Annotated in this window: 12 protein-coding genes and 1 tRNA gene; 10 read left to right on the plus strand and 3 right to left on the minus strand. The window is 43.8% G+C overall.

Annotated elements, in window-relative coordinates:
* Positions 1–6: 6 nt before the first annotated feature.
* Both INT76_RS00820 and add read left to right on the plus strand, forming a co-directional pair.
* A tRNA-Ser gene (locus tag INT76_RS00820) sits at positions 7–94 on the plus strand.
* Positions 95–203: 109 nt separating this feature from the next.
* Entirely contained in the window at positions 204–1,217 is a 1,014-nt protein-coding gene (gene add, locus INT76_RS00825; RefSeq protein ID WP_212571137.1) for an adenosine deaminase, read from the plus strand.
* A gap of 61 nt (positions 1,218–1,278) precedes the next feature.
* On the opposite strand, the gene INT76_RS00830 is transcribed toward add, so the two are convergent.
* The 3 genes from INT76_RS00830 to INT76_RS00840 are packed head-to-tail and all read right to left on the minus strand — an operon-like array spanning position 1,279 to position 3,157.
* Positions 1,279–2,064 (minus strand): hypothetical protein, encoded by a 786-nt coding sequence (locus tag INT76_RS00830; RefSeq protein ID WP_212571139.1) that lies wholly within the window; start codon positions 2,062–2,064, stop codon positions 1,279–1,281.
* 18 nt (positions 2,065–2,082) lie between these two features.
* Entirely contained in the window at positions 2,083–2,790 is a 708-nt protein-coding gene (locus tag INT76_RS00835) for an ABC transporter ATP-binding protein (protein WP_212571141.1), read from the minus strand.
* Positions 2,783–3,157, minus strand: coding sequence for a GntR family transcriptional regulator (locus tag INT76_RS00840; RefSeq protein WP_212571143.1), 375 nt, complete (start codon positions 3,155–3,157; stop codon positions 2,783–2,785). The genes INT76_RS00835 and INT76_RS00840 overlap by 8 nt, the downstream gene beginning before the upstream one ends.
* Positions 3,158–3,340: 183 nt before the next feature.
* Here INT76_RS00840 and INT76_RS00845 point away from each other — a divergent pair, with 183 nt between their 5' ends.
* The 8 genes from INT76_RS00845 to addA all read left to right on the plus strand — a co-directional run bounded on the left by INT76_RS00845 (position 3,341) and on the right by addA (position 21,071).
* Positions 3,341–6,451: a DNA polymerase III subunit alpha gene (locus INT76_RS00845; protein ID WP_212571145.1), complete on the plus strand. Its 3,111-nt coding sequence runs from the start codon at positions 3,341–3,343 to the stop codon at positions 6,449–6,451.
* An 83-nt stretch (positions 6,452–6,534) separates the two neighbouring features.
* Positions 6,535–7,545: a 6-phosphofructokinase gene (pfkA, locus tag INT76_RS00850; protein WP_212571147.1), complete on the plus strand. Its 1,011-nt coding sequence runs from the start codon at positions 6,535–6,537 to the stop codon at positions 7,543–7,545.
* Between the two features lie 63 nt (positions 7,546–7,608).
* Complete coding sequence (pyk, locus tag INT76_RS00855; protein WP_212571149.1) at positions 7,609–9,120, plus strand: pyruvate kinase; 1,512 nt, start codon at positions 7,609–7,611, stop codon at positions 9,118–9,120.
* Between the two features lie 149 nt (positions 9,121–9,269).
* On the plus strand, positions 9,270–10,175 hold the full coding sequence (locus INT76_RS00860; protein ID WP_212571152.1) for a carbohydrate kinase family protein: 906 nt from the start codon (positions 9,270–9,272) through the stop codon (positions 10,173–10,175).
* Between the two features lie 125 nt (positions 10,176–10,300).
* A complete protein-coding gene (gene nox, locus INT76_RS00865) occupies positions 10,301–11,671 on the plus strand; it encodes a H2O-forming NADH oxidase (RefSeq protein ID WP_212571155.1) in 1,371 nt (456 codons plus the stop codon).
* A 202-nt stretch (positions 11,672–11,873) separates the two neighbouring features.
* Positions 11,874–14,144: a DNA helicase PcrA gene (gene pcrA, locus INT76_RS00870; RefSeq protein ID WP_212571162.1), complete on the plus strand. Its 2,271-nt coding sequence runs from the start codon at positions 11,874–11,876 to the stop codon at positions 14,142–14,144.
* An 88-nt stretch (positions 14,145–14,232) separates the two neighbouring features.
* A complete protein-coding gene (rexB, locus tag INT76_RS00875) occupies positions 14,233–17,472 on the plus strand; it encodes an ATP-dependent nuclease subunit B (protein WP_212571164.1) in 3,240 nt (1,079 codons plus the stop codon).
* Positions 17,469–21,071 (plus strand): helicase-exonuclease AddAB subunit AddA, encoded by a 3,603-nt coding sequence (gene addA / locus INT76_RS00880; protein WP_212571166.1) that lies wholly within the window; start codon positions 17,469–17,471, stop codon positions 21,069–21,071. Before rexB ends, addA begins: the two co-directional genes overlap by 4 nt.
* The last annotated feature ends 51 nt before the right edge of the window (positions 21,072–21,122 follow it).

Here is a 21,122-nt window from a genome sequence, read left to right on the forward strand (position 1 = left end):
CAATATGGAAGATTACTCAAGAGGCTTAAGAGGCCGTGTTGGAAACGCGGTAGGCGTGTAACAGCGTGCGTGGGTTCGAATCCCATGTCTTCCGTCAGAGAGAAGCAGTGCTTGGCACTGTTTTTTTGTGCAGAAAAACTTGAAATTCCTAGGGATTGTGCTATGATAGATAACAATATACCTAGAAGTAAAGGAGAATTTCAGTGAAGCAAATAGACTTGCAACAGTTGGCCAAGGCAGAGCTGCATTGCCATTTAGATGGTTCCTTATCGCTAGCAACAATCCGCCGATTGGCGGAGATGGCAGACCTTGCTCTGCCTGAGAATGACACGGAGTTGAAAGACTTGGTAACAGCTCCTGCCAGAACAGAGTCGCTGATAGACTATCTCAAGGTTTTCGATGTTATCCGTCCCCTTCTACAAACCAAGGAAGCCTTGCAGTTGGCGGCTTATGATGTTGCTAGTCAGGCGGCTGCAGAAAATGTTTTATACATTGAGATTCGTTATGCACCGGAATTGTCCATGGATCAGGGATTGACAGCCTTGGAAACCCTTGAAGCAGTTCTTGATGGTTTGGAAGCAGCAAGAAAGGATTTTGGCATCGTTGCTAAGGTCTTGGTCTGTGGCCTTAAACAGAGTCCGGCAGATATGACCCAAGAGATTTTCCAAAAGGTAGCAGTGTTATCTGAGAGAGGCTTGGTTGGATTTGATTTTGCCGGAAACGAGGCAGACTATCCAACAAAGAATCTGCTTGAAACCATTCAAAAAACCAAACAATTAGGTTTGCCATTGACCTTTCATGCCGGAGAATGTGGTTGTGTCACCAATATTTGTCAGGCCTTAGCGCTTGGAATCAAGCGGATTGGTCATGCCACAGCTCTCAGCGGGCAAGCGGATGCCATTGCAAGGTTTGTTGAGCAAGGAGCGACTGTCGAGATGTGTTTGACTAGTAATCTCCAAACGGGTGCTGCTAAGAGTTTAGCAGATTTTCCCTATCAGGAATTGTATGATGCCGGAGCCAAGATAACCATTAACACAGACAATCGGACGGTATCAGATACCAATCTAACCAAGGAGTACGGTCTTTTTGTCCAATATTTTGGAACCAGCAGGGATGATTTTTATCGTTTCAACCAACAGGCTATTCATGCAAGTTTTGCCAGTCAAGAAGAAAAACAAGCGCTTCTGACGGCTTTACAGTTGGCCTATCATTCTTAATATAGAAAAGCTCTATAACTTCAAGGAGAGTAACCTGAAGAGATAGAGCTCTTTTTTCTTTTTATTGAAGATTGAGCCGCTTTGTCATGATGTAATGAGTTCCAAAGTAGTAGCCTATCGATAAAATGAAACTAAATACCATCGTAATCGGATGCGGTAAGAATGGTACGTAGGTGGCACTGAACTGATTCAATTGGAAGAAGGTGGCGATGATACCAGCCATAAAGCTAATACCAAAGTAGAAGAGAACAGCCATTAACGTACGGTGGTCGTGGAACAATTGCCCCAAGGAGATGGAGAAGTAAATCAACAAAATTCCTTCAGCTATTGCTAGGAAAAGTGCCAGGATAGACTGTACCAAAATACCAAAGTCAAAATAGGCAGCATAGTAATAGAAGCCTTTAAATGCTTGAGATAGATATGGAAGTGCTGGAATGCTGAGAGTAATCAAAGCACAGAGGCCAGCTGTTAGGATGGCCAGTAGAAGCCAGATCATAGCTGCGGTAAATTTACTGAGGATTAGCTGATGGCTACTAACTGGTAGGGTCATGGTTAGGTAACCCTGACGGCCATAGATATTTTTCCTAAAGCGATTGATGATTAAGAGGAAGGTTGAGATAATGAGTCCTCCAATTAAGAGAGCAAAGGCAAAGATGATGATACCAAAGAAGAATCCTTCAGCAGTTTCCACTTCGCTACTAAATGAATAGCCTCTTTCTGGTGAGCGCATCATTAAGGTCTGAATCCAAAAACCAATCACCGTAGCCAGTACCAAGGCGGCTCCGTACAGACTGATATACCATTTTCCGAGAGATTTAAACTCGTATTTCAATAATTTCGTAAACATATTTTCTCCTTTCTCTTCTTAGGCCTTGAAATCACGACGGAAGAGTTCGTCAATGGATTCGCCGCTTTCGATGCGCAGGTCATCCACATTTCCTTGGCGGACAACGCTACCGTATTGAAGGAAAATCACTTCATCAAGGATTTGTTCCACATCTGAGATGAGATGGGTTGAGATAATGACAGAAGCAGTTGGAGAGTAGTTGTTGATGATGGTTTTTAAGATGTAATCCCGGGCTGCTGGGTCTACTCCGCCGATTGGTTCGTCAAGAACATAAAGCTGGGCCTGGCGGCTCATTACCAAAATCAACTGCACCTTTTCTTTGTTACCTTTTGATAGGTGTCTCATACGACTTTGCAGGTCAATACGTAAATCCTGAAGCAAATGGAGGGCTCGTTCTTGGTCAAAGTCCGCATAGAAGTCTTTGAAAAAGGCGATGGCATCCGAAACCTTCATATTCTCATCCAAGTAGGTGGTGTCTGGAAGATAGGAAACAATTTGTTTGGTTTCCGGAGAAGGTGTGCGGCCGTTTATCAGAATTTGTCCATATTCTGGCTGAAGAAGTCCGTTAATCAGTTTAATCAGGGTGGTTTTCCCAGAACCGTTTGGTCCAAGAAGGCCGATGATTCTACCCGCAGATAGTTTCAGATTGACATTGTTCAAGGCAACAGCACCGCCATAAGATTTGGATACCTGCTGCAACTCAACAAGGGTTAAGTGTCTATTCATGGAAGTCTCCTTTCAAATACGCATCCAGTTGTTGAACCAGCTCGTCCTGAGTAAAGCCCAAGTCCAACATATTGTTGACAAAATTCTCCAATTCTTCCTGGGCCAGTTGGAGTCGAGTCTTACGAATCAATTCGTGGTTATCTGTTACGAAGCGTCCGGTAGTCCGCACGGAGTAAACAAATCCTTCCGTTTCGAGATCAGATAAGGCCCGTTGAACGGTGTTGGGATTGACTCCGGCCGTTTCCGCCAAATCGCGAATAGTCGGAAGTTTATCCCCTGATTTCAGTTGGTTGGTCACAATCTGTAATTTAATGGTATTACTGATTTGAATGTAAATCGGAACATTGTTATCAAATTTCCAAGCCATGTATCATCTTCCTTTCTAGCTAATTGTTTTATTGTTCTATATACATAGTACAATAATATACTCCAGTTGGCAAGCATTTTGCTGAAAAATAATCAGGAAATTTACTAGAGCTAAAGGAAGTCTATCTATACCATTCTCAAATTTTAGGGTATAATAGATAGAAAAGAGTTAAAGGAGAGCGCCATGCTAGCACAATTGGATACCAAAACCGTCTATACCTTTTTGGATAGCATGGTAACGATTGAAAAGTATGTAGAGAAGGCTAAGGCCTTGGGATATAGCCATCTCGGTATCATGGATCGAAACAATCTCTATGCTGCCTATGGTTTTATTCAGGCCTGTCAGAAAAAGGGAATCCAACCGATTATAGGCTGTGAGATAGAATGGAGTTTGGCAGCGGATCAAGATCCGGTTTTGATGCAATTTATCGCACTCAGCAGCAATGGCAATCGGAACCTGATGAAAATTTCAACAGCCAAGATGACCGGGCACCAGGATTTTGAAGATATTCGCCAATTTCTGAAAGATGTCGCCATCGTTCTTCCCTATGCAGAAGGAGTGGAGAATTACAATCTTGGTGTGGACTACTATATTGGAGTGCGTGAGGATAGTCCGCTGTTTGAGAGCAAGAACCCCATCTTGCCCCTCCATACTGTCCGTTATTTTGATGAGAAGCAGGTGGAAACCCTGCAGGTTCTCCATGCCATTCGTGATAATGTTCAGCTCAATCAGGTCAACCATTTGATTCGTCAAGAACAGCTCCTATCCGCTCAAGAATTGGAAGCAAGGTTTCATGATAAGTTTCCTCAGGCGGTAGTGAATTTGAAAGAGCTTGTGGCTCCTATTACTTATCAGATGGATACCAGTTTAAAATTGCCACGCTTTAATCGAGAACGTCCTGCGGTAGAAGAATTGTCTGAAAGGGCTCAAGCTGGGTTAGTAGCAAAAGGACTGACAGGCGAGAACTATCAAGAGCGCTTGCAAGAGGAATTAGCAGTTATCCACCAGATGGGCTTTGATGATTATTTCTTAATCGTCTGGGACTTATTACGCTTTGGTCGCAGCCAGGGCTATTATATGGGGATGGGGCGCGGTTCGGCGGTAGGCAGTTTAGTGTCTTACGTTTTGGACATTACAGGAATAGACCCTGTCCGGCACAACCTGCTTTTTGAACGGTTTTTAAATCTGGAGCGTTACAGCATGCCGGATATTGATATTGATATTCCAGATATTCATAGAGGAGATTTTATCCGCTATGTCCGTGACCGCTACGGAAGCACACACGCCGCCCAAATTGTCACCTATTCTACCTTCGGTGCCAAGCAGGCGATTCGAGATGTATTTAAGCGCTTTGGAACACCTGAGTACGAGCTGACAAACATTACCAAGAAGATTTCCTTTAAGGATAGCCTGCAGTCGGCTTATGAAAAAAATGCTTCCTTTCGGCAGCTCATTAACAGCAAAATTGAATACCAGAAGGCCTTTGAAATAGCGAAGCAAATCGAAGGTCAACCGCGGCAGACCTCTATTCATGCAGCAGGTGTCGTGATGAGTGATGAGGAGTTGACGGATACGATTCCGCTCAAGGCTGGTGAAGATATGCTGATTACTCAGTATGATGCACCTGCGGTCGAAGCCAATGGTTTGTTAAAGATGGACTTTTTAGGCTTGCGAAATTTGACCTTCGTCCAGAAAATGGCAGAAGGAGTTCTGGAAAAATACCAGAAAAAAGTGGATATTGCAGCCATTGACTTGGAAGATGCCGCCACCTTACAGCTATTTGCTGCTGGTCAAACCAAAGGCATCTTCCAGTTCGAGCAACCAGGAGCGATCAGTCTGTTGAAACGGGTCAAACCAACTCGATTTGAGGACATCGTTGCAACCACTAGTTTGAATCGGCCAGGAGCTAGTGACTACTCTGATAATTTTGTTAAACGCAAGCACGGACAAGAAACAATTGACTTACTAGAGGACTCTATCGCAGACATCTTGCAGCCCACTTATGGAATCATGCTCTATCAGGAACAAGTGATGCAGATTGCCCAGCGTTATGCAGGCTTTACTCTTGGAAAAGCCGACTTGCTCCGCAGGGCAATGTCCAAAAAGAATGCTCAAGAGATGCAGGGTATGGAAACTGCCTTTCTGGCAGGCGCCACGGAGAAAGGACATTCTCTTGAAAAAGCCAAGGACATTTTTGCTATGATGGCCAAGTTTGCAGGATACGGCTTCAACCGTAGTCACGCCTATGCTTACTCAGCTCTAGCCTTCCAGTTGGCTTATTTCAAGACCCACTATCCAGATGTCTTCTTCGATGTCATGCTCAATTATTCCAGTGCAGACTACATTACAGATGCCCTGCAATTTGACTTTCAGCTAGCTCGTCTGACAGTCAATAATATCCCTTACCATGATCGATTTGACCACAATCGTATCTACATGGGCTTAAAAAATATCAAGGGCTTGCCTAGAGAATTGGCTTTTTGGATATTGGAAAATCGGCCTTTCAAGGGAGTTGAAGATTTTGTATTGCGCCTTCCGGAAACTTATAAGAAAAAAGAGCTGCTGATTCCACTGGTTCAACTAGGGCTTTTTGACGATTTTGAAGCTAACCGTCGTAAAATTATTGACAACTTAGAGAATCTCTTTGTCTTTGCGGATGCCTTTGGCTCATTCTTTGCGGAAGAAACGTATAGCTGGACAGATGCTGAAGATTATACTGACAGCGAGAAATACCAGCTAGAGCAACATCTAATCGGCATTGGCATTAGTCCACATCCGCTGGTGAAAATCAGTCAAGAGTCCAAGCGAACGGTAACTGATTTAGCTGATTTGGTGGCCGGCAACCAGGTTACCTTGCTGGTACAAATTCAGACCATTCGTGTGATTCGGACCAAGAAAACGGGGGAGCAGATGGCTTTTTTACAGGTAACAGATACCAAACGGAAGCTAGATGTGACTCTCTTTCCGGCCACCTATAAGAAGTATGCTTACTTACTAGAAGAGTCAGGGATTTTCTATTTGACAGGGAAGGCTCAGGAGCGTGACGGACACGTTCAGTTTGTGGCAGAGTCTATTGAGCCGACCAGTCAGAAGAAATGCTGGCTTCTTCTGGAGAATAATCAACACGACAAAGCCATCGTCCGAATCTTGGAGCGTTATCGAGGAACAATTCCGGTCGTTCTTCACTATCAAGACAGCAATCGAACGGTTCAAGCAAAGCAATTTTTGGTTCAAGAATCCCCGCTCATGGTAGAAGAACTGCAAGAGTTTGTTATGAAAACGGTTTTTCGGTAATTTTTTGTAAAAATACAAGCATGTTTAGCCCAAGTGTGATATAATAGGGCAGTTAATATGAAAATATAAAGGAGCATTAACAAATGAAGCGTATTGGTGTTTTAACCAGTGGTGGCGATGCCCCTGGTATGAATGCTGCAATTCGTGCAGTTGTTCGCCAAGCAATTTCAGAAGGCATGGAAGTTTATGGAATCAGTGAAGGCTACGCAGGTATGGTAGCTGGAAAAATCGCTCCATTGACCATCCGCTCTGTAGGCGATATTATTTCTCGCGGAGGTACCTTCCTTGGTTCAGCTCGTTATCCAGAGTTTGCCCAGCTTGAGGGTCAATTAAAAGGGATTGAGCAGCTGAAAAAGCATGGCATTGAAGGTGTTGTTGTTATCGGTGGTGACGGCTCTTACCATGGTGCGATGCGTTTGACAGAACATGGCTTCCCAGCTGTCGGCGTTCCTGGAACAATCGACAACGATATTGTTGGCACAGACTTTACCATTGGTTTTGATACAGCCGTGACAACAGCTATGGATGCGATTGATAAAATTCGTGATACATCATCCAGTCACCGCCGTACCTTCGTTGTTGAAGTAATGGGCCGTCATGCAGGTGATATTGCTCTCTGGGCAGGTATCGCAGCAGGTGCAGATGTCATTGTTGTTCCAGAAGAAGACTTTGACATCAAAGAAATCGTTGCTAGAATCAAACAAGGTTATGATACTGGTAAAAAACACAGCATCATCGTTCTTGCAGAAGGCGTGATGCCAGTGACTCAATTTGCTAAAGAATTGAAAGCTGCTGGAGATTTGAGCGACTTGCGTGTAACCGAACTCGGTCACATCCAACGTGGTGGTTCACCAACTGCGCGCGACCGCGTTTTAGCATCGCGTATGGGTGCCCACGCTGTTAAATTGCTCAAAGAAGGCCGTGGTGGACTTGCTGTTGGTATCCGTAACGAAGAAATGGTTGAAAATCCAATCCTCGGAACGGCTGAAGAAGGTGCTTTGTTTAGTCTTTCTCCAGAAGGCAAGATTATTGTCAACAATCCACACAAGGCTGACTTGAACCTTGCTACATTGAACAGAGAAATTTCGTTCTAGTCTATTTATTATTGTTAATGTGATCATAAGATCATAATTTATAAAAGGAGCTTTTATCTAATCATGAATAAACGTGTTAAAATCGTTGCTACACTTGGTCCAGCTGTCGAAATCCGTGGCGGTAAAAAATTTGGTGATGACGGTTATTGGGGTGAAAAACTAGATGTTGAAGCATCTGCTCAGAAAATCGCTCAGTTGATCAAAGAAGGTGCTAATGTCTTCCGTTTCAACTTCTCACACGGCGACCACCAAGAGCAAGGCGAACGTATGGCTACTGTTCGCCGTGCAGAAGAAATTGCCGGTCAAAAAGTTGGTTTCTTGCTTGATACCAAAGGTCCTGAAATGCGTACAGAATTGTTCGCAGACGGAGCGAAAGAATATGCCTATAAAACAGGCGACAAACTTCGCGTAGCAACTAAACAAGGCGTAGAATCAACAAAAGAAGTGATTGCCTTGAACGTTGCAGGTGGTTTGGACATTTTTGACGATGTGGCTCTTGGTCAAACAATCCTCATCGACGACGGTAAACTTGGTTTGACTGTTGTTGGCAAAGATGCAGCTACTCGTGAATTTGAAGTAGAAATTGAAAATGATGGTATCATTGCAAAACAAAAAGGTGTAAACATTCCAAACACCAAGATTCCTTTCCCAGCGCTTGCTGAACGTGATAACGCAGATATTCGTTTTGGTTTGGAACAAGGCTTGAACTACATCGCGATTTCATTTGTTCGTACAGCAAAAGACGTAGAAGAAGTACGCGCTATCTGTAAAGAAACAGGTAACGAACACGTTCAATTGTTTGCGAAGATTGAAAACCAACAAGGTATCGATAACTTGGATGAAATTATCGAAGCATCAGACGGTATCATGATTGCCCGTGGTGATATGGGTATTGAAGTTCCGTTTGAAATGGTTCCAGTTTATCAAAAGATCATCATTACAAAAGTGAACGCTGCTGGTAAGGCTGTTATCACTGCGACCAACATGCTTGAAACCATGACAGATAAGCCTCGTGCAACACGTTCAGAAGTATCTGACGTCTTCAACGCGGTTATCGACGGTACAGATGCAACGATGCTTTCTGGTGAGTCTGCAAACGGTAAGTACCCAGTTGAGTCTGTTCGTGCAATGGCAACAATCGCTAAAAACGCTCAAACTCTCCTTGAAGAGTACGGTCGCTTGAACTCAGATAAGTTCAACCGTGCTTCTAAGACAGAGGTTGTCGCTTCAGCGGTTAAGGATGCAACTCACTCCATGAACATCAAGTTGGTTGTTACAATCACTGAAACTGGTTACTCAGCTCGTGCTATCTCTAAATACCGTCCAAATGCAGATATTTTGGCAGTTACCTTCACTGAGAAAGTACAAAAATCATTGATGCTGAACTGGGGTGTTATCCCAGTGGTTACTGAAAAACCAGCTTCAACAGATGACATGTTCGTATTGGCTGAAAAAGTTGCTCTTGAGCAAGGTCTTGTTCAACCTGGTGATGACATTGTTATCGTTGCAGGTGTGCCAGTTGGTGTTGCAGGTTCTACAAACACCATGCGTGTTCGCACTGTCACTGGAAAATGAAACTAATCAAATTTGATTCCACAACGCTAGACCATGTGCTCTAGCGTTTTTGTCATTTTTCTAGCCAATAACTATGTTATACTGGTCTTAATCAGAAAAACTAACAAAGATGAGAAGACTGGTAGTCCATCAGTACTAGAGAGGAATTTATGTCTAAGATTGTAGTCATTGGGTCGACAGTGTGTGATGTATTTGTGTATGTAGATCGCCTGCCGAGTCGGGAAGGAGATACACATATCCGCCGTCAGGAGATGAGATTGGGAGGCTGCGCTTTTAATGTGGCTCATTTTCTACATCAAACAGGCTTGCCTTATCAGTTTGTATCACCAGTAGGAAAGGGCCTCTATGGAGATTTTGTCCGTCAGGAACTGTCACAACTAGGTATGACGAGTACGATTGATTTATCAGGGGCAAATGGATGTTGTTACTGCTTCATTGAAGAAGATGGAGAGCGTACCTTCCTATCTGAGCACGGCGTGGAATATAGCTTTGATGCCAGCTGGCTTGAAGGGATAGAGATTGAACCGACTGATTTTATCTATGTCTGTGGTTTAGAAGTTGAAGAGGCTACCGGAGAAGAACTCGTAGAGGCCCTTGCTCATCTGGAAGGACAGATTGTTTTTTGTCCTGGCCCGAGAGGAAATCTGATTCCAAGAGAAAGACTGGATAAGCTGCTTACACTAGGCCCAATCCTGCATTTGAATGAAATGGAATGTTTGGCTTTGGCTCAGACAGAAGAAGTGGAAGAGGGAGTACTGAGATTATCTTCAACAACTCAAAATGTAGTGGTTGTGACCAAGGGAGGCGAGGGTGTGATCGCTTATGATGGGAGTTGGTATGACCTACCTGCCTATGCCAGCCAGGTAGTGGATACAGTAGGGGCTGGGGACAGTCATGTGGCCGGATTATTGGCTGCTTTACATGTTGGATTTGAATTAGAGCAGGCTTTGGATTTTGCCAATCTTGTCGCCAGTCACGTTGTGGCAAGTACGGGTGTTCATCTGGAAAGGAACCTTTATCACACCTATATAAAACAGCTTAAGGAAGGGAAATAATCCCTCCTTTTTATCATTATAAAATTGTTGTGATTTTCTGAGCATTATTTTTGTAATCGGTATCAAAAGTAGTGTATAATGGAGTCTGTAAAAAAATATATTATTTGAAAGTGAGATTTTACAATATGGCTAAAATCGTTGTTGTAGGTGCAAACCACGCTGGTACATCAGCAATCAACACAATCTTGAACAACTATGGTGCAGAAAACGAAGTTGTCGTTTTCGACCAAAACAACAACATTTCTTTCTTGGGATGTGGTATGGCATTGTGGATTGGTAAACAAATTTCTGGTCCAGAAGGTCTTTTCTACTCAGACAAAGAAAAATTGGAAGCAGCTGGCGCTAAAGTTTACATGGAATCTCCAGTTGAATCTATCGACTATGACAAAAAAGAAGTGACAGCTATTGTTAATGGTGAAAAACACGTTGAAAGCTACGACAAGTTGATTTTGGCTACTGGTTCACAACCAATCTTGCCACCAATCAAAGGTGCTGAAATCCAAGAAGGTTCACGCGAATTCAAGGCGACTCTTGAAAACCTTCAATTTGTTAAATTGTACCAAAACTCTGCTGAAGTAATTGAAAAGCTCAACAACCCAGACATCAAACGTGTAGCAGTTGTTGGTGCTGGTTACATCGGTGTTGAACTTGCTGAAGCGTTTGAGCGTTTGAACAAGGAAGTTATCTTGGTAGACATCGCTCAATCATCACTCGGTGGTTACTATGATCCAGAATTCACTGACTTGATGAACAAAAACTTGGAAGAGCATGGAATCAAATTGGCATTTGGTCAAACTGTACAAGCAGTTGAAGGTGACGGCAAAGTTGAGCGTCTTGTAACTGACAAAGAAACATTTGACGTTGATATGGTTATCTTGGCTGTTGGTTTCCGTCCAAACACTGAACTTGGCGCTGGTAAGATTGAACTCTTCCGCAACGGTGCTTTCCTTGTAAACAAAAAAGGTGAGACTAACATCCCTGATGTTTATGCAATCGGTGACTGTGCAACTATCTACGACAACGCTCTTCAAGATACGAACTACATCGCACTTGCTTCTAACGCTGTTCGTACAGCTATTGTTGCTGCTCACAATGCATGTGGTACAGAACTTGAAACTGCTGGTGTTCAAGGTTCAAATGGTATTTCTATCTATGACCTTAAGATGGTTTCAACTGGTTTGACACTTGAGAAAGCAAAACGCTTTGGCTTCAATGCAGTGGCAACTGACTTCTCAGACCTTCAAAAACCAGAATTCATGGAACATGACAACCACGAAGTGAAAATCCGCATCGTCTACGACAAAGATACTCGTGTTATCCTCGGTGCGCAAATGGCTTCTAAAGAAGATATTTCTATGGGTATGCACATGTTCTCGTTGGCTATTCAAGAGCGTGTAACGATCGAGAAATTGCAACTTCTTGACATCCTCTTCTTGCCACACTTTAACAAGCCATACAACTACATCACAATGGCAGCACTTTCTGCAAAAGATTAAACTAGTTTGGGAAACTGCTGTAATCCAAGCCTAGAAACTCAAAAGCTTGGGGTTATCTAAGAGAGAAGAGGTCCAATGGGCCTTTTCTTTTGGCCTGAAAACAGACTGAGAGCAATCTCGGTTTTGTATGTTCTAAAGAAAGAGCTTTTCTTGAATTTTTGGTATAATAAAAAATACGAAACTACTAGAAAGTAAGAGAAGAATGAATCCACTATTAACTGGAATGAATGAAAGACAGGCAGAAGCGGTGCAGACAACGGAAGGACCGCTTTTGATTATGGCAGGAGCAGGCTCAGGAAAGACGAGAGTGCTGACCCACCGGATTGCTTATCTGATCGATGAAAAATATGTCAATCCATGGAATATTTTGGCGATTACCTTCACCAATAAAGCAGCTCGTGAGATGAAGGAGCGGGCATTTGCTCTTAATCCTGCCACCCAGGATAGTCTGATTGCGACTTTCCACTCTATGTGTGTGCGAATTTTGCGGCGTGATGCTGACCATATCGGCTATAATCGAAATTTCACCATTGTAGATCCAGGTGAGCAACGCACCTTGATGAAGCGAATCATGAAAAATCTAAACTTGGATCTCAAGAAGTGGAGCGAGCGTACGATTTTGGGCACCATTTCCAATGCTAAGAATGACCTGATTGATGAGTTGGCCTATGAAACCCAGGCTGCGGATCTTTATACGCAGATAGTCGCTAAGTGTTACAAGGAATATCAAAAGGAACTTCGTCAGTCAGAAGCTGTTGATTTTGACGATCTGATTATGCTAACGCTTCGCTTATTTGATCAGCATCCAGATGTTTTGACCTATTATCAGCAGCGGTATCAATATATCCATGTGGATGAGTATCAGGATACCAACCATGCCCAATATCAATTGGTTAAATTATTGGCTTCCCGTTTTAAAAATATCTGCGTAGTCGGTGATGCGGACCAATCTATCTACGGATGGCGTGGAGCGGATATGCAAAATATTCTAGACTTTGAAAAAGACTATCCGCAGGCAAAGGTCGTTTTGTTGGAAGAAAACTACCGCTCAACCAAGCGCGTTTTGCAGGCAGCCAATGAAGTCATTGAAAACAACCGCAATCGTAGGCCAAAGAAACTTTGGACGCAAAATCAAGAAGGGGAAAAAATTGTTTACTACCGGGCCAATGATGAGCGGGATGAAACCATCTTCGTAGCCAGTCAAATTTCCCAGTTAGTTGCTAAAGGGCGGTCGTATAAGGACTTTGCCGTTCTGTATCGAACAAATGCCCAGTCGCGTGGAATTGAAGAAGCCCTACTCAAGTCCAATATTCCTTATACTATGGTGGGCGGAACGAAATTTTACAGCCGTAAGGAAATTCGGGATGTCATCTCCTATCTTAATCTTATCGCTAATCCTGCCGATAACATCTCCTTTGAACGGATTGTCAATGAGCCCAAGCGAGGAGCAGGGCCTGGAACACTGGAAAAAATTCGTAGTTTTGCAAGTATACAAGAACTGTCCATGCTAGAAGCCTCGCAGGAGCTTCTCTTTTCCCCTATTAAAGGTAAGGCGGCAACTGCGGTCAATGAGATGGCCAATCAGCTTTACGACTTGCGTAACCAACTGGATCACCTCAGTTTGACAGACCTGACGGAGGCTATCCTTGCTAAGACTGGCTACATGGAATCTCTTGCCATTCAGGCGACTCTGGAGGCGAATGCCCGTATTGAGAATATCCAGGAATTTCTTTCTGTAACGAAATCATTTGATGAAAAAGAGCAGGAAGAAGACGAAACAGGCTTGGACCGTCTCAGTCGTTTCCTCAATGATTTGGCTTTGATTGCGGATACAGATGATGGTGAAAGTGAGGCAAGTCAAGTCACTCTAATGACGCTGCATGCTGCTAAAGGTTTGGAGTTCCCAGTTGTCTTTATTATCGGAATGGAAGAAAATGTCTTTCCGCTGGTTCGGGCTACTGACGAAGAAGCCGATTTGGAAGAAGAGCGCAGGCTAGCCTATGTGGGGATTACTCGGGCTGAGGAACTTTTGTATCTCTGCAATGCCAATTCCCGCTTGCTCTATGGTCGCAGTAGCTTCAATCAGCCTAGCCGCTTTATTCGCGAGATTTCCAGTGAGCTCTTGGATTATCAAGGTTTAGCACGTCCTGCCAATACCAGTTTCAAGGCTTCTTATGTCAATGGCAGAGCAACACAGTTTGGTCAGGGGATGAGCCTGTCTCAAGCTTTGCAAAGTCGTAAGGCTGCTGTTCAGCCTAGTCGCCATCTAGGAGGCGATTTACCTTTTGGCAAAGCTAGCTCTGGTGGAACCAATTGGTCCATTGGTGATATTGCAATCCATAAGAAGTGGGGGAGAGGTACGGTACTTGAAGTGTCAGGAACTGGCAGCAATCAAGAATTGAAGATAAATTTCCCAGATTTGGGACTGAAAAAAGTTCTAGCCAGTCTAGCACCTATTGAAAAGGAAGACTAGGACTTCATTCACCTAAAACTGTCTGTGGGCTCAGACAGTTTTTCTGTCTTTTGCTATAATAGAACTAGCAAGTATTTCGGAGAAACAGATGAAACTCTACTACACAGACATTTCCAATAATTTAACAGCTTTCTTAGCTCAAACTGCCTGTGATTATGCTCGTTCGGGCAAACGGGTCTTCTATATTGCTCCCAACTCTCTCTCTTTTGAAAAAGAAAGGGCTGTTTTGGAGCGTTTGGAGAATCAGGCCTCTTTTGACATCATGGTTACCCGTTTCGCTCAAATGGCTCGCTACTTGGTTCTTAATCAAACTAAGCAACAGGTCAGTTTGGATGATCTAGGTTTGTCCATCTTATTCTTTCGCCTGCTCTCACAGTTTGACGACAGTGACCTCAAGGTCTATGGTCAGTTGAAGACTGATATGCAGTTTATCAGTCAATTGGTTGCTCTTTACAAAGACTTGCAGCGTTCCAATCTAACAGTTCTGGACTTGGAGGCTATGGATACGCCTGATAAATACGATGATTTACATCTGATTTTTACAGCCTTTGAAGAACTACTCCGCAAAGAAGACTATGAAAATGAAAGCAAGATTAGTCAATTCCGGCATCTGGTTGAAGGCGGAGGATTGGATGAAGAGCTTGCTCAGCTGGTAGTGGTGGTAGATGGCTTTACCCGATTTTCAGCAGAAGAGGAAGCCTTGATTGCTGCCCTAGATGGCCGAGTGGCCGAACTAGTAATTGCGGTTTACGCCAGTCAAAAGGCCTATAAGGCAAGCTATGTTGAGGGCAATCTCTATCAGGCAGGGGTTGAATTTCTAAGGAGATTGGCACAGACCTACCAAACTAAGCCAGTCTTTTTACCGACAGACGAATACCTGGACGGTTTTGGCAAGATTTCCAAAAATATTGAAAACCACTATGATTTTTCTGGTGCTTATCTGGAGCTGACAGAAGAAGATACCAGTCAGATTGAGATTTGGGAAGTAACCAACCAGAAGGAAGAGGTCGAAGAGGTGGCGCGTGCCATCCGCAATAGACTGCATCAAGGAAGCCGTTATAAGGATATTTTGTTGCTCTTGGGAGATGTGGAGAGCTACAAACTTCAAATTGGCAAAATTTTCGACAAATATGAGATTCCTTATTACTTTGGCAAGGCCGAAGAGATGAGTCACCATCCCTTGGTGCATTTCGTTGAATCTTTAGAGCGCCTTAAACGCTATAATTTCAGACCAGAAGATCTGCTCAATCTTGTCAAATCGGGCTTGTACGGCAGTTTTGAGCAGAGAGAGCTGGACCGATTTGAACAGTATATCCTTTTTGCAGACATCAAGGGTCGGGCAAAGTTTAGTCGTGATTTTACGGTCAATAGCAGAGCAGGCTATGATTTGGATGAGCTCAACCAGATTCGGGCAAGCCTCATACAGCCCTTAGAAGAACTTTTTAAAGCCCAAACCCAGTCGGTATCTAGCTTACTAGAAAAGTTTACTCGCTTTTTGAAGGCCGTAGCCCTGCCAGTCAATATGGAAAAGCTAGCTAGCCTTTCCAATGAAATCGATCAGGAAAAACAAGAACAAGTCTGGAAAGCCTTCTGTCACATTTTGGAGCAGCTGAAGGAAATTTTTGGGCACGAGAAATTACGATTGGATGACTTTTTAGCTCTCTTGCGGGCAGGTATGCTAGCCAGTCATTACCGTACAGTTCCGGCAACCGTTGATGTGGTTAATATTCGCTCCTATGATTTGATTGAGCCACACAGTGCCAAGTATGTCTACGCTATCGGTCTTAGCCAGTCCAACTTTCCTAAGATTAGTCAGCCCAAGAGCCTGCTGACTGAGGAAGAAAAGGCCAAGGTTAATGCAGTAAGTGGGCAGCAAGGACAGTTTGATCTTGTGAGTCGTGATCATATCAAGAAGAATCATTTTGCTATGATTTCTCTCCTTAATTCTGCAAGTGAAGGCTTAGTCCTTTCCAGTCCGCAGCTCTACAATGAAGCAGAAGATGGTCTGTCACCTTACTTAAAACTTCTCAAAGAGATGGGAGTTCCTTCCGAACAAAAGGGGCGGGGAACGACCTTATCAGCTAGTGATATTGGTCACTATAAGAGCTTGTTATCGCGTGTAATCGAGGCCAATCGAGGTGATTTTGACGCAAATTGGTCCAAAGAAGAGGCTACATTTTGGTCGGTTGCCCTTCGCTACCTGAGAAAGAAACTGGATGAAGAAGGCATAGTGATTCCTACGATTTCTAATCAAGTTCAAACTCAGCCTTTAGCAAATGAAACCCTTAGTCTGCTTTATCCGATTGATAAGCCACTCAAGTTATCCGCATCCAGTCTGACAGATTTTTACCAAAACCAATACCTCTACTTTATTAAACATGTCCTTCGTTTGCAGGAACAGGATAGTCTACGTCCAGATGCTCGCAGTCATGGTAATTTTCTGCATAGGATTTTTGAGCGCTTGACTAAAGATCCCTCTCCAGCTAGTTTTGATGACAAGCTCAAGCTGGCTATTGAGCAGACCAGAAAAGAACCAGGCTTTGCGGCGCTTTATCAAGAAGATGCGGATAGTCACTATTCAGAGCAAGTTCTTCTGGATATTGCTCGGGCGAGTTCACTCGTTTTGCGAGAAGGAAGTCAGATTGAAGTGTTGGCAAATGAGGCTGTTTTTGGTCAGGACACGGGCAACTACCTTGATTTAGAAGGCGGACGCAAGCTGAATATCACCGGTAAAATGGATCGGCTGGATCGGCTGACAGCTGACGGGGCCCTTGGTGTTGTGGATTATAAATCTAGCAGCAATCAGTTTCACATTGACCGCTTTTATAATGGTCTGAGCCCTCAACTGATGACCTATCTTTCCGCCGTTCAGCGATTACCCGAGTTTAGTCAGTCCGAAAAAATCTTTGGGGCTATGTATTTGCACCTTTTGGATCCGATTGTCAAGCTAACTGACGCCAAAACAAGCGACCAGGTTTTGGCAGAAACCTATAAGAGCTTAGTTTACAAGGGACTTTTCCTAGAAGAAGAAAGCAATCAGCTAAATCAGCTGTATCACAAAACCAAGGCTTCCTTATATAGTCGAGAGGAGCTGGCAACCATGCTGACCTATCATGAAAAACTGTATAAAGACGCAGCGCAAACAATCTTATCGGGGAATTTTGCCATCAATCCCTATACAGAAGATGGTCGTTCCGTAGCAGGAGAGCAGCTTAAAGCCATTACCGGATTTGAAGCGAATCTTCACTTAGGTCAGGCTCGCCGACTAACCAAGGGAGGAAAGAAGGAAGACTGGTTGGAGCGTATGAAGAAAGGAGGAGAGGCATGATGTTTGAAGCATTTTTAAAGGCTGAAGAAATCCGTGAGCTACAATTAGCAGAAGCTGAGTCTGATAAGAGTCAAAAGCGCACCCCTGAACAGATTGAAGCGATTTATTGTCATGGTCAGAATGTCCTAGTTTCGGCTTCGGCAGGTTCTGGCAAGACCTTTGTCATGGTTGAGCGGATTTTGGATAAAATCTTGCGTGGTATCCAGATTGAACAATTGTTTATCTCCACCTTCACGGTTAAGGCGGCTGGTGAACTGAAAGAGCGGATTGAAAAAAAACTGAATGAGGCGATTCTAGCTGTTTCGGACGAACAGGTACGCCGTCATCTATCTCGCCAGCTAACTGAGCTTGAAAACGCTGATATTGGTACCATGGATGCTTTTACTCAGAAATTGGTCACCAGCTATGGTTACAGCTTAGGGATTTCCCCAAATTTTCGGATTCTGCAGGATAAGAGCGAACAAGACCTATTGAAAAATGAAGTCTTTGCAGAACTATTTGCCACCTACTTAGAAGGACAAGAAGGTACTGTTTTTCAACAGTTAGTTCGGAATTTTTCTGGCAATCGAAAGGATAACAAGGGCTTTCGAGAAATTGTTTATCAGATTCATGGATTCAGTCAGTCAACTAGCAATCCGGAGCAGTGGTTGCGCTCTACCTTGCTCAAAGGCTACCAAGACTTTGACAGTCTGGACAGCCTGCCACCCTCGCTCTTGATAGGTCTTTTGGATGCTATGAATCAAGCTGCGGATGACCTAGAAGACTTGACCCATCATCCTGATTATAAGCAGGTCACAGCTAAAGGGGCTATGACTGCTAACTATAAGAAGCATCAGGCTATTTTTGAGGAACTACGGAACTTGGCCAGCAACTTCAAAGAAAAGATGGATGCAGAGCAGCTACCTCAGTTGACAGGTCAATTAAACAACCTCTTGCCTTCTGGAAGTGAGGTAACAGTTGCAGGTACCAAGTATCCGATTTTCAAATTGCTCAAGGCTCGCTTGCTAGACATCCAGCATTTGGAAACCGTCTTGGCTTATCAACCTCAGGCTCTGCCTATCCTGCAGGTCTTGCAAGCCTTCCTCCTTGATTTTTCAGCTCGTTATTTGGAGCGAAAGATACAGGAAAATTGCTTTGAATTCTCCGACATCAGCCATTTTGCTATTCGGATTTTGGAAGAAAACCCAGGCATCCGTCAGATTTTTCAAGACAAGTATCATGAGATAATGGTTGACGAGTATCAGGATAACAACCACACTCAGGAGCGCATGCTGGATTTGTTATCAAATGGTCAGAACCGTTTCATGGTGGGAGATATTAAACAATCTATCTACCGGTTCCGTCAGGCCGACCCGCATATTTTCCAGGAAAAATTTGAACGCTATCAGGCTGACCCAAGTGCTGGCAAGCTGATTTTACTCAAAGAGAATTTCCGCAGCCAAAATGAAGTAATAGAAGCAACAAATGCGATCTTTACGCGCTTAATGGACAGGGAAGTTGGACAAATCAAGTACGACCAGACACATACGCTAGTGGCGGGGAGCGACCGACAAAAGATACACCAGCCTCAGCATACCATGGAATACCTGATTTACAACAAGGATACGACGGCTGAAGCAGATCCGTCAGCCCTAACGTCAGGAGAAGTTGAATTGGTCGCTAAGGAAATCATCCGCCTTCATAATGAAGAAGGTGTGGCCTTTTCTGACATTACCCTCCTTGTACCTTCAAGGACACGCAATCAGGCGATTTTAAACAGCTTTGAAACGCATGGCATCCCTCTGGTATCTGATGGAGGGGAAGCCAACTATCTCAAGTCCTTGGAAGTGATGGTGATGTTGGATACCCTGCGTGCCCTCAACAATCCTCTCAATGACTATGCTCTAGTTGCCTTGCTCAAGTCACCTATGTTCCGATTTGATGAGGATGAGTTGGCTAGGATAGCCTTGCAGGCTGACAAAGGTTTCTTTTATGAAAAAATGGAGCTAGCCGTAGCGGATGCTAGACAGGCAAGCGACTTGATACATCCTGCTTTTAAGCGCAAGCTACAAGCCTTTTTGGATTATCTCAAGAGCTGGCGACTTTATGCTAAGACCCATTCCATTTACGACCTGATTTGGAAGATTTATAATGAAAAGTTCTACTATGACTATGTGGGAGCCCTACCCAACGGTTCTAAGCGTCAGGCTAACCTCTACGCTCTGGGATTGCGGGCCAACAGTTTTGAAAAAACTGGTTTTAAGGGCTTGTCGCGTTTCATCACTTTTATTGATAAACTCTTGGCAAGTGATAACGATTTGGCTGATGTAGAAGTTGCTCTTGCGCAAAATGCAGTTCAGCTGATGACTGTTCACAAGTCCAAGGGGCTGGAGTTTAAATATGTCTTCCTGCTCAACATGGATAAGAGTTTTAATGCGACAGAAAACCGTAGCAGCGTCATTCTCAGTCGGGAAAATGGGCTGGGCATCCAATTCATTGCCGATATGAAAGACCAGTTCGAAACCCCGTTACCCCATGTCCGCGTTTCGATGAACACCCTGCCCTATCAGCTCAACCAACGAGAACTCAAACTAGCAGACTTGTCTGAGCAAATGCGGCTCCTTTATGTGGCCATGACACGGGCTGAGAGCAAGCTCTATCTGGTCGGTAAAGCTAGCAAGGAAAAGCTAGAGGATCGCTATGATGGCAAACGCAGAGAAGGGGTTCTGCTTGCGTCCAGCCGAGAAAGTATGAACAACTTCCAAGATTGGATTTTGGCCATTGAGGAAGCCTTTCAGGGAGAGGAGCTTTACTTTAAAAAGCGCTTTATTGATGATGAGGACTTGACTCCTGATAAGATTGGTCAACTCAGGATGGAAACCCAAATTTCCGCTGATGATGTAAAAAACCTTCGTCAGTCAGAAGACATTCGGCTAGCCTTGGATCAACTTGCCTCTGTTGAGGCACTCAACCAACGCTACAAATTCGCGATTGAACTGCCAAGTGTTCGGACACCTAGCCAGATAAAAAAACTTTATGAGCCGGTTTTAGCTGAAGATGGTTTGGAAGTTATGGAGAAAGTAAGACCAAGTTTAACCTTTGAACTACCTGATTTCTCTAAGAAAACTCCTGTTACTGGGGCTCAGGTGGGTTCTACTCTGCATGAGCTAATGCAAGCCCTGCCTCTCAATGCCCCTATGACCCTTGGACTGATCGAAAGAACGCTAGACAAAGTAGCAGCAACCGAAGCTGTCAAATCTAGTATCGACTGTCAGAAAATCCTTGACTTCTTCAGTACAGAATTAGGGAAGGAAATTTTAGCCAATCAGGACAAACTGCGACGGGAAGCAGCCTTTGCCAGTTTAGAACAAGATCCCGTTTCTAAGGAATATTTTGTTCTTCGAGGAATTGTTGATGGCTTTATCCGCTATTCAGATCGCATTGTTTTGTTTGATTACAAGACGGATCGTTACAAGGATGCCCAAACAATCAAAGACCGCTACCGACAGCAGATGACCCTTTATCAACAAGCCCTATCCAAAGCTTACCAGATTGAACAGGTCGAAGCCTATTTGATTCTCCTTGGAGGCGAAAAAATTGAGGTCATTTCAATGAATTAAGCGAAAAAACCAGCATTTTTAGCTGGTTTTTTATGCTATAATGAAGAAAAA

This window comes from Streptococcus oriscaviae (assembly GCF_018137985.1).
In the GTDB taxonomy this organism is placed as follows: domain Bacteria; phylum Bacillota; class Bacilli; order Lactobacillales; family Streptococcaceae; genus Streptococcus; species Streptococcus oriscaviae.